Raw genomic sequence first — 20,110 nt, 5'->3', positions numbered from 1 at the left:
TGCTATTATAAACTTAAAATGGCGGGAATTAGAATAAAACATATTTTGTTTAACTTTTAAAATTTCGATATTTATTTTTAAAATTTATTAAAAAATAGGTAAAAAAGCTCATCTATATTTTTTATATACAGATGAGCATTTTTTTATATTAATTTTTTGATATATTTAATATTTTTGTTTTAAGTTCATTTTCTATATTTCTTAATTCTGCTTCAGCTGCTTTTCTTTTCTCTCTGCCCTCTGTCTGTATTTTCATAACTTCATCTAAAGTTGATATTAACTGCTGATTTGTATGTTTTAAAGTTTCAATATCAACTATTCCTCTCTCTGCTTCCTTAGCAGTTTCTATTGTTGAAGTTTTAAGCATTTCAGCATTCTTTCTCAATAATTCATTTGTAGTATCAGTAACTGCTCTTTGTGCTTTTGCAGCCTCATTAGAATGATGAAGCCCTATAGCCAAAACCATTTGATTCTTCCAAAGAGGTATTGTATTTGTTATTGTAGATTGAATTTTTTCTGTCATTATAACATTATTATTCTGTACCAAACGAATTTGCGGTATTGTTTGTATAGAAATTGTTTTTGTAAGCTCTAAATCATGTATTCTTTTTTCAAATCTATTAGCTAAATCTTTTACATCTCTAGCCATTTGTGCATCTTCAGTAGAATTACTTGCCATAGCCTTTGCTTCTAAAGCGGGTATTTCATTAGTTGTTAATTGATTGAGTTTTTGTTTTCCTGCTTCTATATATATTTCTAATTCTTTTAAGTATTCCAAATTATAATTATACATTTGATCTAAAATACTTATATCCTTTAATAAATTTCTTTGATGTGCTTCCAATGTTTTTACTATGTTGTCTATATTCGTTTCAACATTAGTATATTTAGTTTTTAATTTAGTAAGATTATTTGTAGCTTTCTTAAAAAATCCGAATATACCTTTTCCTTTAGTTTCATTTTCTATATCAAAACTTTTAAGCTCTGTTATAACATCAGTAATGGCATCTCCTACCTCTCCTAAATCTTTATTCATAACATTGCTTAAAGTATTTTCAGAAAATTGTACCATCTTATTTTGTGCTGCTGAACCATAAGACATTATAGAAACAGAATCCTTCAAATTAATATTATTTGACACTTCATTTATTTTTGCTAACTCTTCAGGAGTAAATTGCTTGCTTGAAACACTGTTCATATCATTAAGAACTTGCTGTGCTGCATTCTGAGTATTATAATTTTGAGTATTAATAGTGTTTTGCATATTAGCAGGCACTGAATTTTGTACTACAGGCTGAACATTTATGTTAGCAGACATTGCATCTTGGGTCAAATTCTGTCCTTGCTCAATAGGCTGATTATTTACTGTATTTTGTACTTGAATATTACTAAACTGTGAATTATTTAATTGATTTTCATTATTTTCCATAAAAATTTTCCTTATTTTTTATATATTTTTTCTTTTTATTATAAACCATCTTTTTCAAGCATGTTTTTTAATACATCTATATCGCTGTTTATATCGATTAATTTATTCTGATTCATCTCTACAAGCATTTTTTTCAATGCTTCATTTAATTTTATTATGACATCTTCTATTTCCTGTGCCGTTTTTTGAATATTTTCATTTTTTACAGGAAAATTGCAGAAATCTATATAGGAATTAAGCATTTTTATAGCTGTTGGGAGATGATATTCATTTATTTTTTCTAATTTTTTTTCACCTTCTTTATTTACCTTAGAATAATTAGCCATTTCTTTTAATATACCTATCATTTCCTTCAATGCGGGTGTAAGTTCCGGATCATCTATTTTTTGAGAGAAATCTGTAATTTTATCTATATTTCTTTGAGTTTCTAAAATTATTAAACTGTCTTCATTTGAATAACTATCTTTATTACTATAATTATTTTGATTATAATTATTTGTATTATAAGTATTTACATCATCTTCTCTTGGGAAATTTCTTTGTATATTTTGCCTTAATCTCTGAAAAATAAAATCATCTTCATCTCTCGCCATATATGTCCTCTCAAATAAACTAAATTAATAAAACTGTAAAATATGATATAAAGTGAAATATATTTACCGTTTCTTAGTATATATTATAATGAATAAACATAATATTGCAAGATATTTATTATTTCACTATGACATAATGAAGATATTCAATCGTTTTTGAAACTGAACTGTATCTTTTATTATCTGCTTTAAACCTACTGTATTCTTTTTTAAATAATCCATATTCACCTTTATAAGACATTATTTTCTTTATATCTTCCAATGATAATAAACCTTCATTATTATAGCTTAAAAATATGTATTTAGTATTGGCTTTATTTACTAGCTCTTCAAATGCATTATAAACATCATTTCTACTGCAGTATAATGATTTTATTCTGTCATCTCTAAGTCCTGTTTTTCCTTTTATTTTAGGATTATCATATTTGGCTATTGTTTCGAGTATATGATAATTATCAGAATATTGTCTTCTATTATATGGAGGATCTAAATACAAAATATCTGTTTTAATATTTTCTATTAATTTATTGGCATCTTCATTATACACTTTATGATCTATATTGCTCATAACAAATTCAGCAGGATAATAATTAAAAGTTTTTCCAGCTGTTTTTTTTATTTCTTTTAAAAAAGCTCCGTAAACTGAAGCCGTATTGGCATATTTATCTATATTTTCCAGCAAACTAGCAATAAGAAAATAATATTCATTTTCTTTGATTTTTTTATTACTAAACCACTCTTCTATTTTCATTCTCACAGCATCACATTTCATAGCATTTTCATCTGAAAAGTATATCCTTTCAAACTCCTTGCCTTTCGTACCTCCCAAAGAATAATTATTATAAATGAAGCCTTCTTTATAACCTAAATTATTTAAATACTCACATACAATTACATATTTTTTATTAATATCATATTCTTTTAATTTTTCTATTTCTTCGCTTAAACCATCAAAATTTAAATATTTACTGTTTTCTATATAATGTTTATTTAAAGCATAACTGTAATACTGTATATCATTGGCTATTACAGAAAAATTTTTTGATTTAAAATACCTTCCCACAATACCCGTACCTGCAAACAAATCGCAGAATATATTAGAATTGCTGTCTATTACTGACATTATAGATTCATATAAAAAATCCAACAGTGATAATTTGCTTCCTATATAGTTCATCAGTTATACCCTTAGTTCATTAACAATATACAAAACTTTAACATAAAAACTGTAATTTATAAATATAAAAAACTTGGGCGGGCATGCTTTTACAGTTTAAAGTTTTAAATATAAAGAAAATTATTTACTTCAAATATAGCTGTAAAGTTTAAAGGGCGGGGAATGAGAAGAAATTTATAATTATAATAAATTTTATTTTTGCAGATTTGTAAGCAATCAAAAAAGTTGATAATATTGATTAGATAAAATTTATTTTACACGCGTTAAACTTGCAGTAAAAAAAGGCTAGTCAATAATTATAATTCATACTATAAATTTAAATTTCTTTTACCGCGTGCTATAAAAGTTCTCAAATTTAAAAAGAACTTGGGCGGGCATGCTTTGACAGTTTAAGTTTTTAAATATAAAGAAAATTATTTACTTCAAATATAGCTGTAAAGTTTAAAGGGCGGGGAATGAGAAGAAATTCATAAATATAATAAATTAAACTCGTTTAAAACACTATAAGTATATTATTAATCGTTTCTTATCTTTATATTGAATCTATTTCTAAAACTAGAGTAAACAGAAGGTATTATTATAAGAGTAAACATAGTAGAAAAGATAAGTCCTCCGCAAACTGCTATAGCCAAAGGTCTGTACATTTCACTTCCGCTGCCTATTTCAAAAATCATAGGTAATAATCCTAATATTGTAGTTAATGAAGTCATAAGTACAGGTCTTAATCTTCTTCTGCATGATTCCAATGCGGCATTATTCCAACTTATATTTCTCTCTATAACAACCCTATTCATATAGTCTATTAAAACTATTCCATTATTAACAACTATTCCTACAAGCATTATAATACCTATACCGCTGTAAACATTTAAAGTATTCCCAGAAAAGTACAAAAATATTAAAGCCCCAAATAATGCAAATGGAACCGCTAAAGATATAACAAAGGGAGTAAGATAAGATTCAAACTGACCTGCTATTATAGCATATACAAAAACCAAAGCCATTATCATAGAAATTATCAGTTGAATAAAAGCTTCCTGCATATCCTCATAATCTCCTGAAAAATTTATTGAAAATCCGCTTGGTATATATATTTTATTAAGCTCTTTTCTAATATCTACGATAATTTCATTTATAGGTCTTCCATAAGAACTAGCATTTATCTCTATTATTCTTTTATCATTTTTTCTGTTAATCTCTATAGGACCTGTAGATTTATGTATCTCTACAAGAGATGATATTGGTACTATACCATTTGAAGTAGGAATCATCATTTTTTGAATACTTGAAATATCATCTCTATTTCTATCTTCCAAACGAACTATTATATCTGTATCAACATATATAGAATTATCTAAAGTCATCTTGCTTGCCGTTGTACCGCTGAATGAAGTTCTTATAATATTTGCAATCGTATTGATATTAATACCCATTTTAGATACTAAATCTCTGTCTATATCGAAAATAAGTTCATGATTAGAATCATCTTCTTTTATCAAAACACTTCTAATGCCATCAACATTATTGACAGCAGCTATAACATTACTTGCTACATCATATCCCCTGTCAAGATCATCTCCTACAAGCTCTATAATAATAGCACTGTAATTTTTAGGTTTTCCCATAGCAGTATTTTCAGAATTAAGTTCTATTCGTCCGGGATATCCATTAACTTTATTTCTTATACTCTCTATATAATGAGTAATATCAAATTTTCTTCCATCTTCTCTATCTATCAACTTTACTCTAACTTCTCCATGATGCTCATTTCTTCCTGTTCTCACTCTAGTTTCATAGTATGCCATATTATTACTAACGGCACTTTCTATATCTTTTTCCATTCTTTCAATAAACATATCTGTAAACTCTACCCTAGCACCTACAGGAAGTCTTAATCTTGATATAATAGTACCTTCATCTGATACGGGATATCCTTCTTTTCCTATATTCATTAATAATAAAAATAATGATAAACTTAATAAAATAGATATTAAAGCGAAGGATTTCTTTTTATTCCTTATCACTATTAAAAGAGTACTTACATAGAACTTCTCTATATTATTGTGGATATTTTTATTAAAGAAATTTTCTAATTTTATTAATAATAAATTCAACTTACTATCAGGATTTAATTTATTTAATCTTGATGCTAAAAGAGGTACTATAGTTAAAGCCACAAAAAGAGAAGTTAATAACGATATAGAAACAGTAATACATAAATCGCTAAACATCTGCCCCATCTGCCCTTTGACAAATAAAAATGGAAGAAATACACATACGCTTGTTAAAGTAGAAGCTGTTATTGCTATAGATACCTCACTAGTTCCTAGTATAGATGATTTTATATTATTTATTTTTATCATTCTTTTATCATTTTTATTAATATTGTATTTAGAAAAATAATTACTGTAATAAAAAATATTTTCAAGAACTACTATAGAATTATCAACCATCATTCCAACACCAAGCACCAAACCAGAAAGAGATATTACATTAATGGTTATATTGAAAAAATACATCAATATAAAAGTAGTTATTACAGATACAGGTATTGATATACTTATTATAAATACACTTCTTATGTCCCATAAATATATCATAAGAACTAATACGGCAAATAAAGCTCCCTGCCATACAGTATTTAAAACATTATGAATAGAATTCTTTATTGTATCTGAACTATTAAAAAGTATCTGATAATAAACTCCTGAAGGAAGCATAATCTCATTAAGCCTTTTTTCTACATCTCTTGCTATTTGTATGATGTTTCCGCCTGACTCTTTGGTTACTGCAATAGTTAAAGCTTTTTGTCCGTTAATACGAACAATCTCAGAGTCATCTTCATAATCCTCATGAACATAAGCTATATCCCTTACCCTTACAGGATAGGTACCATTCTTTACTACAATGACAACATCTTCAATATCTCCTACTTCTTTAAACTCTCCTGTAGTTCTTATATTATATTTATAAACGCCCTCATAAGTTTCACCGCCTGCAACATTCTGATTTTCTAAAGAAAGAGTTTTTACTATATCATTAATATTTATGGAATAAGCATTAATTCTATTTACATCTATATCTACAGAAATAATCTTTTTTAATCCGCCTCTTATTTCTGTTTGTGCTACTCCTTCAACTTGCTCCAATCTAGTGAGTATTTGACTATCAACTAAATCATAGAGAGATGCCAAATTATCCGTACCAAAAAAAGCTATATTCATTATAGGTTCGGCATCTGTTGAAAATTTAGATATATTTGGATTATCCGCATCATCAGGTAAAGAGGCTCTAATCATATCAACAGCTTCCCTTATATCATCGGCTGCCGTCTGCAAATCTGTTCCCCAATTAAATTCTATTTCAACATTAGATTCTGATTCTTTAGATTTTGATTTAATAGTCTTTACATTATTAACAGATGATACCGCATTCTCAACTAATCTTGTAACAGACTTTTCTACTTCTTCCGCTCCGGCATTATCATAAGTTGTTTTTATACTGATAATTGGAACTTCCATATTAGGAAGATAATTTATACTTAGTCTTGATATACTAATAAATCCAATTATGGACATGGATACTAATGTAACAAATACTGTTGTAGGTCTATTTACTATGAAAGTAATAAATCTTTTCATTTTTTTATAAATTATATCATAAAAATACTACGGAAATATGATATTAAATTCTAAAAAATATTCAATAGCTTTTATATAAATTTTATAACTTTTAAACTAATAATATTTTAATTTGATATCATTAATATAATTGCATAACAAAACAAATATTTTCAATATATAAGTATTAGTATAATAAAATAATACTATATATACTTTTACAAAAATAAACCGCTATAAATATAAAGAAAAAATAACAAACTATTCTTTTTTATTATTTTTATCTTTATTGTACAAAATCTTTACTAAAAATACTAATGCAACAATTATCAATATTTTTATTATTATACTAAGGATTCCGTTAATACCAAAAGGTCCTCCAAACATCATAGGAAAATCAAAATAATGTCTAGCATGCGGAGGCGGAGGAGCCATACGAAACATTCTGTCGAATGCAGGGGAGCATGAACTTAATAAAAAAAGTGATATTATAGAAGAAAATGCAAAAATAATTTTTTTTAACATAGTGATACCCTAGTTTTTATTTGTTTTATTAGACGAAAAAATATAATAAAAGTTCCCTATAATGATGTTTATTTTTAAAAAAATTATATTATTATTAATATGAAAAGGAGATAATTATGGAAATATTAGATTTAGAAAGAGCTGAATACGAATTAAACAAAGCATATAAATCAAACCCAACTCCTTGGGCTGAACATTCAAGATACACTGCCAAAGCTGCAAAAATAATAGCATCACACTACAATAAAAACTCTAAAAACAAAAAACTAGATGAAGATAATGCCTACATATTCGGGCTTCTTCATGATATAGGAAGATATACTGGTATAAGCTCTGAGAGGCATTTAATAGACGGCTACAAATACTGCATTAAATACGGCTGGGATAAATTGGCTCAAATATGTATAAGTCATGCATTTATGATACAAGATATAAACACAGCAATAGGAAAATTTGATATGTCTGAAGATGACTATAACTTTATGAAAGAGTTTATAAGTAATGCAGTATATGATGATTATGATCTTCTTATTCAATTATGCGACAGTCTTGCTTTGCCTACAGGTTTTTGTATTTTAGAAAAAAGGTTCATAGATGTAGCTTTAAGATATGGTACATTTCCCCAAAGTGCTTTAAGGTGGAAGAAAGTATTTGAAATAAAAGCATATTTTGAAAGCACAATAGGAACTTCTATTTACAATTTACTTCCGCATATAAGAGATAGCATCATCTAATTGCTATACATCACCAGCACATTCTCCATGAGCAACCTATTATGTACAGTCAATACGACCAAACGAAGTGAGGAAGTCAGACTGCGATGAGGGTATGCGGCTGACTACTCGCCTAGCTAACGCACTCCCTACGGTCGGGGGCATTCCCGCATACGAGCTGTAGCACCTACCCGCACGGCAACGCTAACCCTTACCAAACGCCCCCTGTACGTGCGGCTGATTACCCAACACAAACAAAATAAACTAAATAAAAACCCAACCCAAACTCAAAGACTAACCCAGAAATAATTTTTTAAAAATTTACCATATAACCCACCCAAACCCGCCCTTATTATTAAACAAACATTTTTAACAAAACAAGCCTGCAAACAGTAACTTTTTTAGAAAAAAACGAAAAAAATCGGACTTTCCTAACCCATACAAGCTAGCCATTTGAAACACTCGCCTAGCTACGCACTCCCTACGGTCGGGGGCTTCCCGCAGTATTCGCCATACGGGCATTCCGCACGGTACTGCAACCCCTTACAGAAGTACAATGTACGTGCGGCTGATTACCCAACATCAAACAATTAATTTTGTTCATTTAGTTTTTCTATTATTTCATTAATTGCTAATATTAAAATCTGTATAAAAATTTTGGATACTTCTATACTTGGATGATAATTATTTTCTAGTTCCTTATATGGATGTACATAGTTTCTAAATTCTCTTAAATTATGAGATAATTTTTTTACATCAATTTTTAAAAAACCTATATCATGAGCAACATCAATAAAATTATTTAAAGTCCAATCATCAAATTCTTTTGTGCTGTTACTTTTATTTTTAGGAGATGATTGAGATTGTTTAAAATTTACTTCAAATTTATTAGCAATATATAATAATATTCCCTCTAAAGTACTTCCTGATAATATAATGGCTGTAAGTGGCATTTTATATTTAATACTCTTTTCTATTTCTTCTAATCTATATTTTATTACTTTTAAAAATTCAGGGTCTTCTTTTACTATATATCCTATATTCTCTTTTGATTTTTCAAGTTCTGTAATAATATTTATCATTTCAGGTCTATTTTCTATATGATCATCTAAATTATTATAATTATTAATATCACTCATATTTTTAACAATATTTTTTGAAGAAACATTAATACTATTATTTTCTTTAATATGTTTTCTTTCTTTCATTTTTAAAGTAATATTTTTTATATTTTCTATATCTTCATCATATAATAATTTAAATAATTCTATTAACACATCTTTTGCTTTATAATTATATACACAATATTTATCATCACTATACCTATTAGTAAAATCTTTATTAGATTTTTTATTATTATAAAATAATTTATAACAATAAATTGAAATATTAAAGTTATCCAAAGCAATACCTGATTTAACTTTTATAATATCAAATTTTATATTACAATCATTTTCAATAAAATATAACATTTGCTTTGTATCGTTGCTATTATATTCAACAACTAAATCAATAATTTCTGTTTTTGTTAAATATATATTTTCCATTATTCCTCCAATAATATACACATTTGTAATTTAATAATTATTATACAGAATAAATCGACAGAATTAAATAAAAATTTAGCTTTAAATCAAAATTATCGGTATTTTTGTCAATATAATTTAATAAAAAAAGAATATTAATAAAACTATTTTTTATTAATATCATTATACAAATCTAAAAATTTATAAAATGAATCATCAGATAAAGATTCTACAATTTTCATAACATCACTAGAATATTTTACATCAATATCAGATATAAAATATAATTTAGATTTTATAAATTTACAATTTTTTTCATGATTAAATAAAGTAATATTTATACCACCTTTATTTAAAGAACTGCCAAATCTAATACCATCAAATCCAAGATTTTTTAATAATTCTGCAATATATTGAGTTGGTATGTAATCTATATCATTTCCATAATTTACATTGGAAAAACATTCATTTAAAGAAACAAGTTCTGTTTTAATATTTTCAATATTTTCAAATGTAAATTTGGTAATATCAAATAATGTTAAATCGCACAAAATTTTTATTTCAGCTACACTTACAAAACTATCTATCATTGGTCTAACTTCTTTTATACTTGTTTTTATATCCTCAGAAGTATATAAATAACTAATTTTTTCAGGATTAGCCCTACCTGCCTTTGCTATTTCTGGACTTGGTGCCATAGAATTTTTTTCATCATAACCAATTATTTGTTTATCTTCATTAACTTCCTGTTTAATAACATCATCTTTAAAAATTCTACTACGATACAATTCACTATCTTTTTCTAATATAAATTTATAATTTAAAGCTTCTTTTTTTACAACATCTATTATATTATGTTTTGGAAAAAATCTGTTATTATAAATTATTTCTTTTTTAAAATCTTCAACATCAATCATTATTTTATATTTAAAATATAACAAAACAATTGCTACAGCCCATACTGGATTAATATCTTTTTTATTATCTTCTTCCATTTTTTTATTTAATCTCCTTCTATAATCATTCTTTCTTCATCATTTAAATTATAAATAGAAAATATCAAATTATCAAGTTGTTTTTCACAAGCGTAAATTTGCCTATTTATCATATTTAAAGAATTAGGATTTTTTTCAGATAATATTTTTTTATTTAGAATTATCATAGAGTCAACTAATTCTATAATTTTATTATATTTTTCTTTTTCTTCTTTTTTATCTAAATCTATTTTATATATAGGTAATTCATTAATATGATATGCTTGTATCTCTGGGAATATATCTTCTTTTTTAGTAGTAAAATATTTTTTAAAGAAAAAGTTTAACAATTTAGAATTAAGTAAACCCAATATATACTTTAAATTATAATCTTTTGAAATCAAAGAATATAAATTTTTTATAAAATAATAATTTTCATTATCATAAGTAGCTATTAACTGATTTGCAACTCTCCTAATTAAAATCTTTTCTACTTCTGAAAATAATTTTAATCTTGATACTTCTTTGTGATTTTCTAAACAATATGTATTCTCATATGCTATCTGATATTTTGAAACTTCTTCACCTAGTAAAGTTAGTATACCTGATTTATTTTCTCTAATATCTTTTTTACCAATTTCCATGCCTCTTTTTAAACTGCATATTTCTGAAACTTTTACACTTATTGATAACATTTTATTAATAATATTTATTTCTTCTTCTGAAACTATTGTATTAAAAATTATATTTGGAAAATTATAAAACATATTTTTATCCATAGTTTTTATAAATGTAACATCTTTATTTGGATAATAGTCATATATTTTTATATCTTCTTTTTTATCATCTTTTGAAACTAGAAAAACTATACACTCGGTACTAACATTTTTAAAAGCCTTTCCAACTTCTACTAATTGTTTAATATTATATTTTAAAAATAATTTCCTTACTTCTTCACTATCTATATTAAATTTTAAAAATCGGGGAACGATGAAACTAACTAAACCATTTGATTTTGATAAATAAGATATAGATTTTTCTATAAAAAGACTGTATAAGTCAATTTGACCTTTACATACAGAATATCTATCTTTAAAATAATCTAGCTGTATTTTATCTAATAAATGTATTCTTACATACGGCGGATTGCCTATCACCACATCGAAACCGCCCGCTTTAAAAACGCTTTTAAACTCATCTTCCCAATCAAAACAATTTATTTTATACTGCGTCTCCTCGTCAAAATCAAGCACCGACTGGCTCTCGTAAAAATCATTACCTATTAAACTATTACCGCACTTGATATTATCCTCCAATGACGGTAAAGCCCGCTCATTAAATAAATCCTGATTGTTCTGTATTGACGCTGGACTCTCTCCCTCCAAACATTTCATAAGAAGCGATAATTTCGTTACCTCAACCGCATTGCTGTCTATGTCCACCCCAAATATATTGTTGCGTAATATCTGCTTCTTTATCCAAATTGTCAAATCCCCATTCTCTTTTATTACATCTTCTTTCGACCCCTTAAACTTCGCCCTGTCCTTTATCTTATTATAATATTCAATATGATAATTAAGTAAATATTTATACGCCCCAAGCAAAAAACTTCCGCTGCCGCAAGCAGGATCCAATATTTTTATATTCGCAATCTCTTCTGGCTTCTTACCCCTTATAGCCTCCCCAACCGTGTTCTCCACTATATAATCAACTATATACTCAGGCGTATAATACACCCCTCCAGCCTTACGCACCTCTGGTTTTAATTCTATCTTCGCACTATGATTCCTCCCTATAGTGATAGTCTTACCCAAAAACTGCTCATAAGCATTCCCCATTATCTCAACCGATATCACAGAAAACTCATAAGGACTCAAAGGATAATAAAGCTCATTAATAATATCCTTTATCACCTTATTGTCAATCTCTATATTACCGCTTATACTGTCTTTAGCAAAATCAAAAAGCCCCGAATTATATTTACCGTCAGCCCTTTTAAAAATCCCCAAAAGATTACTATAAAAATTCTCATTCTTATTATCGCATGTCCTTTTTAAATCCCCATACTCTTCAATGCCTCTGTCCTCAGCCGCCCTCAAAAATATAATCCTGTCAATAATCTGCTGAACCGCATAATTCAAATCCCTTACAGACAAATCTTTGTTTAATTTAGATATATTAGAAGCAAGTTTAGTACGCAAATTGTCAAGCGTGCTTAAAAAATCAATATCAACGCTTTCAGTACCTTTTTTGTTTGAACTCCACGCAATATATTTTTCAAGCGAACCCTGCTCAATACTCTCTTTATTAAGTATCTCATAAAGAAAATCAAACCTATCAAGATAATCTTCAAAATGAATATACTCAATCCTAGCAGTAGAAGCCTTATCATTTATGCTAGGCTTTCTAGTGCAGTCATAAATAGCAAGCTCCTCAAAATCAGTGAGAAAACTGATTCCGAGTTTAGCACTCCAACCATACCTCCTAAGCTGAAAAGCAGGCAAACTGTCCTCTTTAAGATTAACCCCGGGCTTTTTCGCCTCCACAAAGAAAACCCTACTCCCCCCAATACGAAAAGCATAATCAGGAGCCTTTGTCTCTTTACCCACTTTGAGCTTATCCTCATGAATAACATCTCTATAAGTCTGAGACTTACCCGCCCTGTTAGCCACATCCCAACCGAACGCCTCAAAAAACGGATCCAAAAAATCCCTTCTAGTCTCCGTTTCATTATAATTTTTGTTAGTGTATTGAGAATAATTAGATTTAAATTTTTTAATTAGAAAAAGTATTTTTTCGTATGACTGATTTTTAAAATCAGAGTTGACATAATTACTAGAATAGTTTAAAGTGCTGTGCTGTGCTGTGCTGTGCTGTGCTGTGCTGTGCTTATCCATAAAATAAAATCCCCCAAAATTATATTTTTACCTACAATACACCCAAACTGCACATTTTGCAACTACTTGTCTAGCTACGCACTCCCTACGGTCGGGGGCATTCCGCAGTATTCGCCATACGGGCACTACGAGCTGTAGACCTTCCCACACGGCACTGCAACACATTACCAAACGCCCCATGTAAGTGCGGCTGATTACCCAACATCAAACAAAATAAATTAGTTGATTAATATAAAATATAAATTATACTATAAATATGTATATAAGAGAATTAATTATAACAAATTATAAAAATATAAAAAATGTAAAAATTGATTTAAAACATGAATATTCTATGATTTACCTAACAGGTGAAAATGGAATAGGAAAATCCAATATCATAGACATAATATTTAAATTATTTACATACAAAAAAAATTTATTTGAAAAAGAAGACTTCTATAAAAATGAAGAAAAAATTGAAATAGAAATAAAACTTGAATTAGATACTGATGAAATATTTAAAGATTACATTTATAAAGATAATGATAAGTATTTTATGAAAGTAGTATATAAACAATATAGTAGTAATGATGAATATGAATGGTTTTATAAAAATCTTACAGAAGAATATAAGTTACATAATAATATATTAACCAATTTTATCTGCTATAAATATAGTCCGAGAGAATTTGATAATAATTTCATGTTTAACAAATCAAATAGAATAGGAAAATTTATATCAAAAATAATAGAAAATCAAATAAAAAAATATCAAAATGATGATAACAAATTACAAAAATTATTAAAAGAAAATTATGAAAATTGTAAAAATGAACTAAATGAAATATTTAAACCTATATTTAATAAACCAAATCAAGAATTAAAATTAAATATTGAAATTGATGATGAAATAAAGTTTTTATTAAAATTATTTGAATTAGTACATTATCATAATGATGATAATAAATTATATTTAAATCAATTAGGAAGAGGAAGAGGATATTATCTATATCCATTTATAGATTTTTTGGCATTTTTATACGATAAAATAAATAATACAAAATCTCAAGGTTTTAATACTAATATTATTATTTTATTTGATGAACCAGAAGTATTTTTATCTCCATTTTTACAGCGTCAATTTATGGATCATTGGTTATCAATATTTAATGATAATCAAGACTGTAAAATTATCAATAATATTCTTAATATAATAACTGATGATAATGATGAAATAGACTATAAAATTACTCCTATATTTTTTGTGTCCACACATTCAGCACATATAATACCTCATTTAGAATTAAATGAAAAAAATAATAGATTATCTATACAAAGACTTTATTATGATAAAGAAAATACTGTTAAAGTTGCATCTCTTGATGAAGAGGAAGCAAACTTAAAACAGTTTATGATTTTTGATAGAAATATATTAGAGGGACTTTTTGCTAAAAAAATTATACTGGTAGAGGGTGATACAGAAGTTGGATTTTTACCTTCTTGTTTAAATGCTAATGGTATTAATATCCATCAAGAACATATATATATTATTAAAGCATCACCAAATAATTTTCCAAGTCTAGCAAAAATATTCTCAAAATTGCAAATAAAAACATATATACTTACAGATAGAGATTGTAAAAATAAATATGAAGAAATAAGAAATAACAAAATATATATAACATACACAAATAAAGAATATGGATATGTTGATAAGAGAGTTTATGATTTATACGAAACTATAAAAAATTGTGATTGTAATAATGTAAAAATTTTTGTTTCAGATTATTGGGATTTTGAGGAAAGCATTTTAGTATGCATAAAAAACCACTTTCAAAAAACATATATTAGCATTAATGAAATTAATAGTAAGAATAAAGATAAACTTATTCAAAAAATACAAGATGAAAATTTAAAATATGAAGAATTTACTAAAAAATTAGTATATATGAGAGAAAATAATAAAAATATAGATGATAATTATAAATTAATCAAAAAAATAATAGAAGAAAATTTAAAACTAGAACAAGATGAATATGAAAAAACATATCCTGCTGATATTATACCTCAAACTAACAACAAAGCAGCTGAAGAAAATTATAAACTTCCTAAATATATAATTGATTTAATAAAAGAATTAAAAAATGATGAATAGTGATAAAGTTAATAAAATATTAGAAAAACACAAAAATGATAAAGAACAGTTAGACTTTATAACATCTACAGAACAATCTCTTACAATTGCTCCTGCGGGATATGGTAAAACAGAAATGTTAATCTCAAAACTTAACTATATCATAGAAAGTAAACAAATTAAATATCCAAAAAGAATTCTAGTTTTAACATTATCTAATGTGGCAAAACACACTATTGAAAGCAGATTAAATAATAATCAAATTGTAGATATATATAATTTTCATAATTTTGCTAGCAGAATTTTAAGGCTTCAAGGTAAACAATATTTAAATATTGACTATAAATATGAATATGAACATAATAATCTTGAAGATGAAATTAAAGATAAATATAAGAAAATGATTGATAAAATAAACATAGAATTTCCTAATATTCAATTAAATCATAAAAATATAAAAAAATGCATAAATAATATCAATGCCAATAAAAAGATATATTATGATAATGTAATATATTTTGCAATAGTTCTATTAAATAATTTTAATATAAATGAAATATATAAAAATTTATACAGTTATATTTTTGTAGATGAATGTCAAGATATAAATTTATTGCACTTTATCTTATTAAGAAGTATTGCTGATAATAAATATAATAAAATATTTTTTTTAGGAGATATATTTCAATCTATAATGAAATTTGCTGATGCTTTAGGGGAACAAATTGAATATTTATTAAAGAAATATTTTAATATAACTAAAATTATAGAATTACAAAAAAATTATAGATTAGAAGAAAGAGGAAATATATCCAATTTCCAAAAAAATATTAGAAATTACGATAGAAAATTACAAATAGAACTTGATGAAGATTTTCAAATAAAAAGTTTTAATTACTTTGAAGAAGAGATATCATTTATTAATAATCAAATTAATAAAATTATTTCTGAAAATAAAAAAGCTAAAATAGCAATACTTTTTTCTAATCAATTTTATTTTAATGATGATAAAATCTTAAATTTGTTATTTGAAAATTTAATAAAGGAAAATATAGAATACATAAATATATTAAAAACCGAAAAAGAATTAAATACAATAATGGAAAATATATACCATATAGCAACAAATATAAAAATATTAAATTATAATAATCTTATTAAGAAGATAAAAAATTATCATGATAATGATATATCAAAATTAATAGAAGGTTATAAAAACTATTGTTTAAAGTTTGGAATAGATTTTAATACAATAATAGAAGTTCTAAAAGAAAAAGATTTAATAAAGTATGCTCCTTATTGCTCTGTAAATGTACATATATTAAATATACATAAAGCAAAAGGGGCAGAATGGGATTATGTTTTTATTCCATTTTTAAATAAAAAACAATTCATATATAAAAAAAATTGTAATAAATGTAATAATATATGTTACAATCATATAATTGATATAAATGAAGGATTTTATCAAGCTTTTTATGTAGCAATTACTAGAACAAAATATGGTTTATATATAACAGCAATAAAAAATAAAGCTTCTTGTTTATTTTATCACTCATTAAAATTAATTAACAATATTGATTAAACAAAAAGGCAGCCATTATTCATAGCTGCCCTTTTAATATTTCAATAATTATATTTTTTTATTTAACTGCTTCAGAACATCTAGAACATAACTCTTTATGCTCGCTGTCTTCACCTACACTCTCATAATGTCCCCAGCAGCGAACGCATTTTTCATGGCTTGCTTTCTCTGTCTTAACAAATGAAACACCGCCTTCTATAAATGTATCGTCCTTGCTGTCTGAAATTGTTACTTTACTTACAATGAATACTTCGTTTAAATATTTTTGATATTTTGTAAGCAAGTCTTTTGATGATGACTCTTTAGTGCATATTGTTATATAAGCCTCTAAAGATTTACCTATAGTGTTGTTGTCTCTAGCTCTTTCAAGCGATAATAATACATCATCGCGTACTTTGAGAAGTGAAGCCCATTCTTGCTCCAACTCTAAATCAATCAAACTATCATCAGCTTTAGGATATAATTCCAAATGTACAGAAGAAGCATTTTCTCCTTTGTAGTATCCCCAAACCTCATCAGTTGTGAAAGGAAGTACTGGAGCTATAAGTTTTACTAATACATCCAATATTTCAGTAAGTACAGTCTGAGCACTTCTTCTTGAAATAGAATCTTTTCTATCGCAGTATAATCTGTCTTTTATAATGTCAAAGTAAGTAGCAGAAAGTTCAACTACACAGTAATTTATAAGTCTTTGATAGAATAAATGAAATTCATAACCCTCACAGGCTTTATCAGCAACTTTTATAAAGCTATGAAGTCTTGATAATGCATATCTGTCTACAGGAAGCAAATCTTTAACTTCGATCTTTTCTTTGCTGTAATCAAAATCAGAAATATTTCCAAGCAAATATCTGAAAGTGTTTCTTATTTTTCTGTAGTTATCGGCAATAGCTTTCATCATATTATCGCCAACACGTGCATTGTGGGTAAAGTCTTCACTTATACACCAAAGTCTTAATATATCAGCACCGTATTTGTCAATAACTTCTAAAGGTGAAACAACATTACCAGCACTTTTATGCATAGCTCTGCCTTGTTCGTCCAAAGTCCAACCATGTGTAACAAGCTCTTTGTATGGAGGAATTCCTCTTATAGCCATAGAAGGCCAAATTGCAGCTTGGAACCAGCCTCTGTATTGATCGCCTCCCTCCAAATATATATCAACAGGGAAAACTCCGTCCAAATCTTTATTGGTTTTCTGTGCTGCAAAAGATGATACACCAGAATCAAACCATACATCCAAAATATCCTCTTCTTTACCAAAGTCAGAAGAACCGCATTCACATTTAGTGCCTTCAGGAAGTAAATCTTTAGGCTCTAATTCAAACCATACATCCATTCCTTTAGTTTTTACTATTTCTGCAAAGTGCTTAGTAGACTCAGCAGTAAGCAAAGTTTTACCGCAGTTTTTACAGTAGAATGCAGGTATAGGAACACCCCAAGAACGCTGTCTTGATAAACACCAGTCCGGACGATTTTCAAGCATCTTTCTCATTCTGTCATGTCCCCAAGTAGGATACCATTTAATATTATCTAAAGATTTAACAGTTCTTTCATCTATATTGTCATGTTTCATATCCATAAACCACTGAGAAGTAGCTCTGAATATCAAAGGATTTTTACATCTCCAGCAAATAGGATAACTATGTGTAACTTTCTCTTTATAGAATAATGAGCCGTTATTTTCAAGTATTTCAATAACTTTAGGATTAGCGTCTCTTACTTTCATGCCCTGCATTTCTGGAAACTCGCTTGTATATCTTCCAGCCTTATCTACTGGACAGTATATATCAAGTCCGTAATTAACGCCTGTCTGATAGTCTTCCATACCATGACCTGGAGCAGTGTGAACAACACCTGTACCAGCAGTAGCTTCAACATAGTCAGCAAATACAACAGCAGATTTTCTGTCCTTTATAAATGGGTGAGCTATTTCAAGTTTTTCAATTTCTTCTATAGAAACTGTAATCATATCTCTGACTTCTGCTTTCATATCTTTTTTGCCAAGAACAGTATCAACTAGGCTTTTAGTCATTATTGCGTATCTTCCGTCTATTTCAACAGCCACATAATCTAAATCTCTATTAAAAGCACAAGCCATATTTGAAGGAAGTGTCCAAGGAGTAGTAGTCCATATCATAACATCAACATTGCCGTTTAGTTTATCATTGATTTTATTTAATACTGGAAATCTCACATAAACACTTGTAGAAGTATGATTATCATCATATTCTATTTCAGCAGCAGCCAATGCAGTTTCACAGTCCATACACCAGTGAATAGTTCTAAGCCCTTTATATATATATCCTTTCTCTACAAGTTTAGCAAATACTTCAACTATTTCAGATTCATATTCAGGCGACATAGTGAGGTAAGGATTTTCCCAATCACCCATAACACCAAGTCTTTTAAACTCTTTTCTTTGAATATCAATATATTTCTGAGCATAAGCACGGCATTTTTTTCTCATTATAAATTTAGAAGTTTCTTTATATTTATCTCCCAAACTTTCCTGCACCTTTAATTCTATAGGCATACCATGACAGTCCCAGCCAGGAACATAAGGCGAATCAAAACCTTTAGCAGATTTATACCTTACAATAATATCTTTAATAATTTTATTCAATGATGTTCCAATATGAATGTCTCCATTCGCATAAGGCGGTCCATCATGTAAAATACATTTAGGAGCACCTTTTCTTAATTCTCTAAGCTGTTGGTAAAGTTTTTCTTCGTCCCATTTTTTTATTATTTTGGGCTCTTTTTCCTTCAAACCTGCTTTCATAGGAAAAGCGGTTTTAGGCAGATTAATAGTAGAACTATAGTCCATCTTAATTTTTGCTCCATTAATTAGATTTTCTTATATAAAATTTTTACTATTTTATAAAGATATATAATTTTATACTAGAAGAGAGAATTTTACAAGTTTTATTTTATTGAATGCGTATAATAATT

General features: G+C 27.0%; 12 protein-coding genes. 3 read left to right on the top strand and 9 right to left on the bottom strand.

The features are described from left to right. Window positions 1-148 precede the first annotated feature (148 nt). The 5 genes from BFL38_RS04030 to BFL38_RS04010 form a co-directional block, all read right to left on the bottom strand. Complete coding sequence (locus BFL38_RS04030; protein WP_069725843.1) at window positions 149-1,429, bottom strand: toxic anion resistance protein; 1,281 nt, start codon at window positions 1,427-1,429, stop codon at window positions 149-151. A 38-nt stretch (window positions 1,430-1,467) separates the two neighbouring features. After that, on the bottom strand, window positions 1,468-2,022 hold the full coding sequence (locus BFL38_RS04025) for a 5-bromo-4-chloroindolyl phosphate hydrolysis family protein (protein WP_069725842.1): 555 nt from the start codon (window positions 2,020-2,022) through the stop codon (window positions 1,468-1,470). A 118-nt stretch (window positions 2,023-2,140) separates the two neighbouring features. Further along, window positions 2,141-3,199 carry a DNA adenine methylase gene (locus BFL38_RS04020; RefSeq protein WP_069725841.1) on the bottom strand — a complete coding sequence of 353 codons (1,059 nt, stop codon included), beginning with the start codon at window positions 3,197-3,199 and terminating at the stop codon, window positions 2,141-2,143. 515 nt (window positions 3,200-3,714) lie between these two features. Continuing rightward, window positions 3,715-6,840, bottom strand: coding sequence for an efflux RND transporter permease subunit (locus tag BFL38_RS04015; RefSeq protein ID WP_069725840.1), 3,126 nt, complete (start codon window positions 6,838-6,840; stop codon window positions 3,715-3,717). Between the two features lie 240 nt (window positions 6,841-7,080). Next, window positions 7,081-7,344, bottom strand: coding sequence for a hypothetical protein (locus BFL38_RS04010; protein ID WP_069725839.1), 264 nt, complete (start codon window positions 7,342-7,344; stop codon window positions 7,081-7,083). 116 nt (window positions 7,345-7,460) lie between these two features. Here BFL38_RS04010 and BFL38_RS04005 point away from each other — a divergent pair, with 116 nt between their 5' ends. Then, window positions 7,461-8,078, top strand: a complete 618-nt coding sequence (locus BFL38_RS04005) for an HD domain-containing protein (RefSeq protein ID WP_069725838.1) — start codon at window positions 7,461-7,463, stop codon at window positions 8,076-8,078. Between the two features lie 569 nt (window positions 8,079-8,647). Here the strand turns inward: BFL38_RS04005 and BFL38_RS04000 are convergent. The 3 genes from BFL38_RS04000 to BFL38_RS03990 all read right to left on the bottom strand — a co-directional run bounded on the left by BFL38_RS04000 (window position 8,648) and on the right by BFL38_RS03990 (window position 13,454). Further along, window positions 8,648-9,604, bottom strand: a complete 957-nt coding sequence (locus tag BFL38_RS04000; protein WP_069725837.1) for a hypothetical protein — start codon at window positions 9,602-9,604, stop codon at window positions 8,648-8,650. Between the two features lie 143 nt (window positions 9,605-9,747). Beyond that, window positions 9,748-10,578, bottom strand: coding sequence for an RES family NAD+ phosphorylase (locus BFL38_RS03995; RefSeq protein ID WP_083249373.1), 831 nt, complete (start codon window positions 10,576-10,578; stop codon window positions 9,748-9,750). Window positions 10,579-10,586: 8 nt separating this feature from the next. Beyond that, window positions 10,587-13,454 (bottom strand): Eco57I restriction-modification methylase domain-containing protein, encoded by a 2,868-nt coding sequence (locus tag BFL38_RS03990; RefSeq protein ID WP_256097193.1) that lies wholly within the window; start codon window positions 13,452-13,454, stop codon window positions 10,587-10,589. A 256-nt stretch (window positions 13,455-13,710) separates the two neighbouring features. On the opposite strand from BFL38_RS03990, the gene BFL38_RS03985 reads away from it, so the two are divergent. Together BFL38_RS03985 and BFL38_RS03980 are read left to right on the top strand one after the other, a co-directional pair. After that, the gene (locus BFL38_RS03985; protein ID WP_069725836.1) at window positions 13,711-15,591 is read left to right on the top strand and encodes an ATP-dependent nuclease; all 1,881 of its coding nucleotides are present in this window, start codon (window positions 13,711-13,713) and stop codon (window positions 15,589-15,591) included. After that, entirely contained in the window at window positions 15,581-17,155 is a 1,575-nt protein-coding gene (locus BFL38_RS03980) for a UvrD-helicase domain-containing protein (RefSeq protein ID WP_069725835.1), read from the top strand. The genes BFL38_RS03985 and BFL38_RS03980 overlap by 11 nt, the downstream gene beginning before the upstream one ends. A 58-nt stretch (window positions 17,156-17,213) precedes the next feature. Here BFL38_RS03980 and ileS read toward each other — a convergent pair whose 3' ends face one another. Next, the gene (ileS, locus tag BFL38_RS03975) at window positions 17,214-19,985 is read right to left on the bottom strand and encodes an isoleucine--tRNA ligase (protein WP_069725834.1); all 2,772 of its coding nucleotides are present in this window, start codon (window positions 19,983-19,985) and stop codon (window positions 17,214-17,216) included. Window positions 19,986-20,110 lie beyond the last annotated feature (125 nt).

Origin of the sequence: Brachyspira hampsonii, from assembly GCF_001746205.1 — a bacterium.
In the GTDB taxonomy this organism is placed as follows: Bacteria; Spirochaetota; Brachyspiria; order Brachyspirales; family Brachyspiraceae; genus Brachyspira; species Brachyspira hampsonii_B.
Note: the sequence above shows the minus strand (reverse complement) of the source record. Positions and strands in the feature narration are given on the sequence as shown.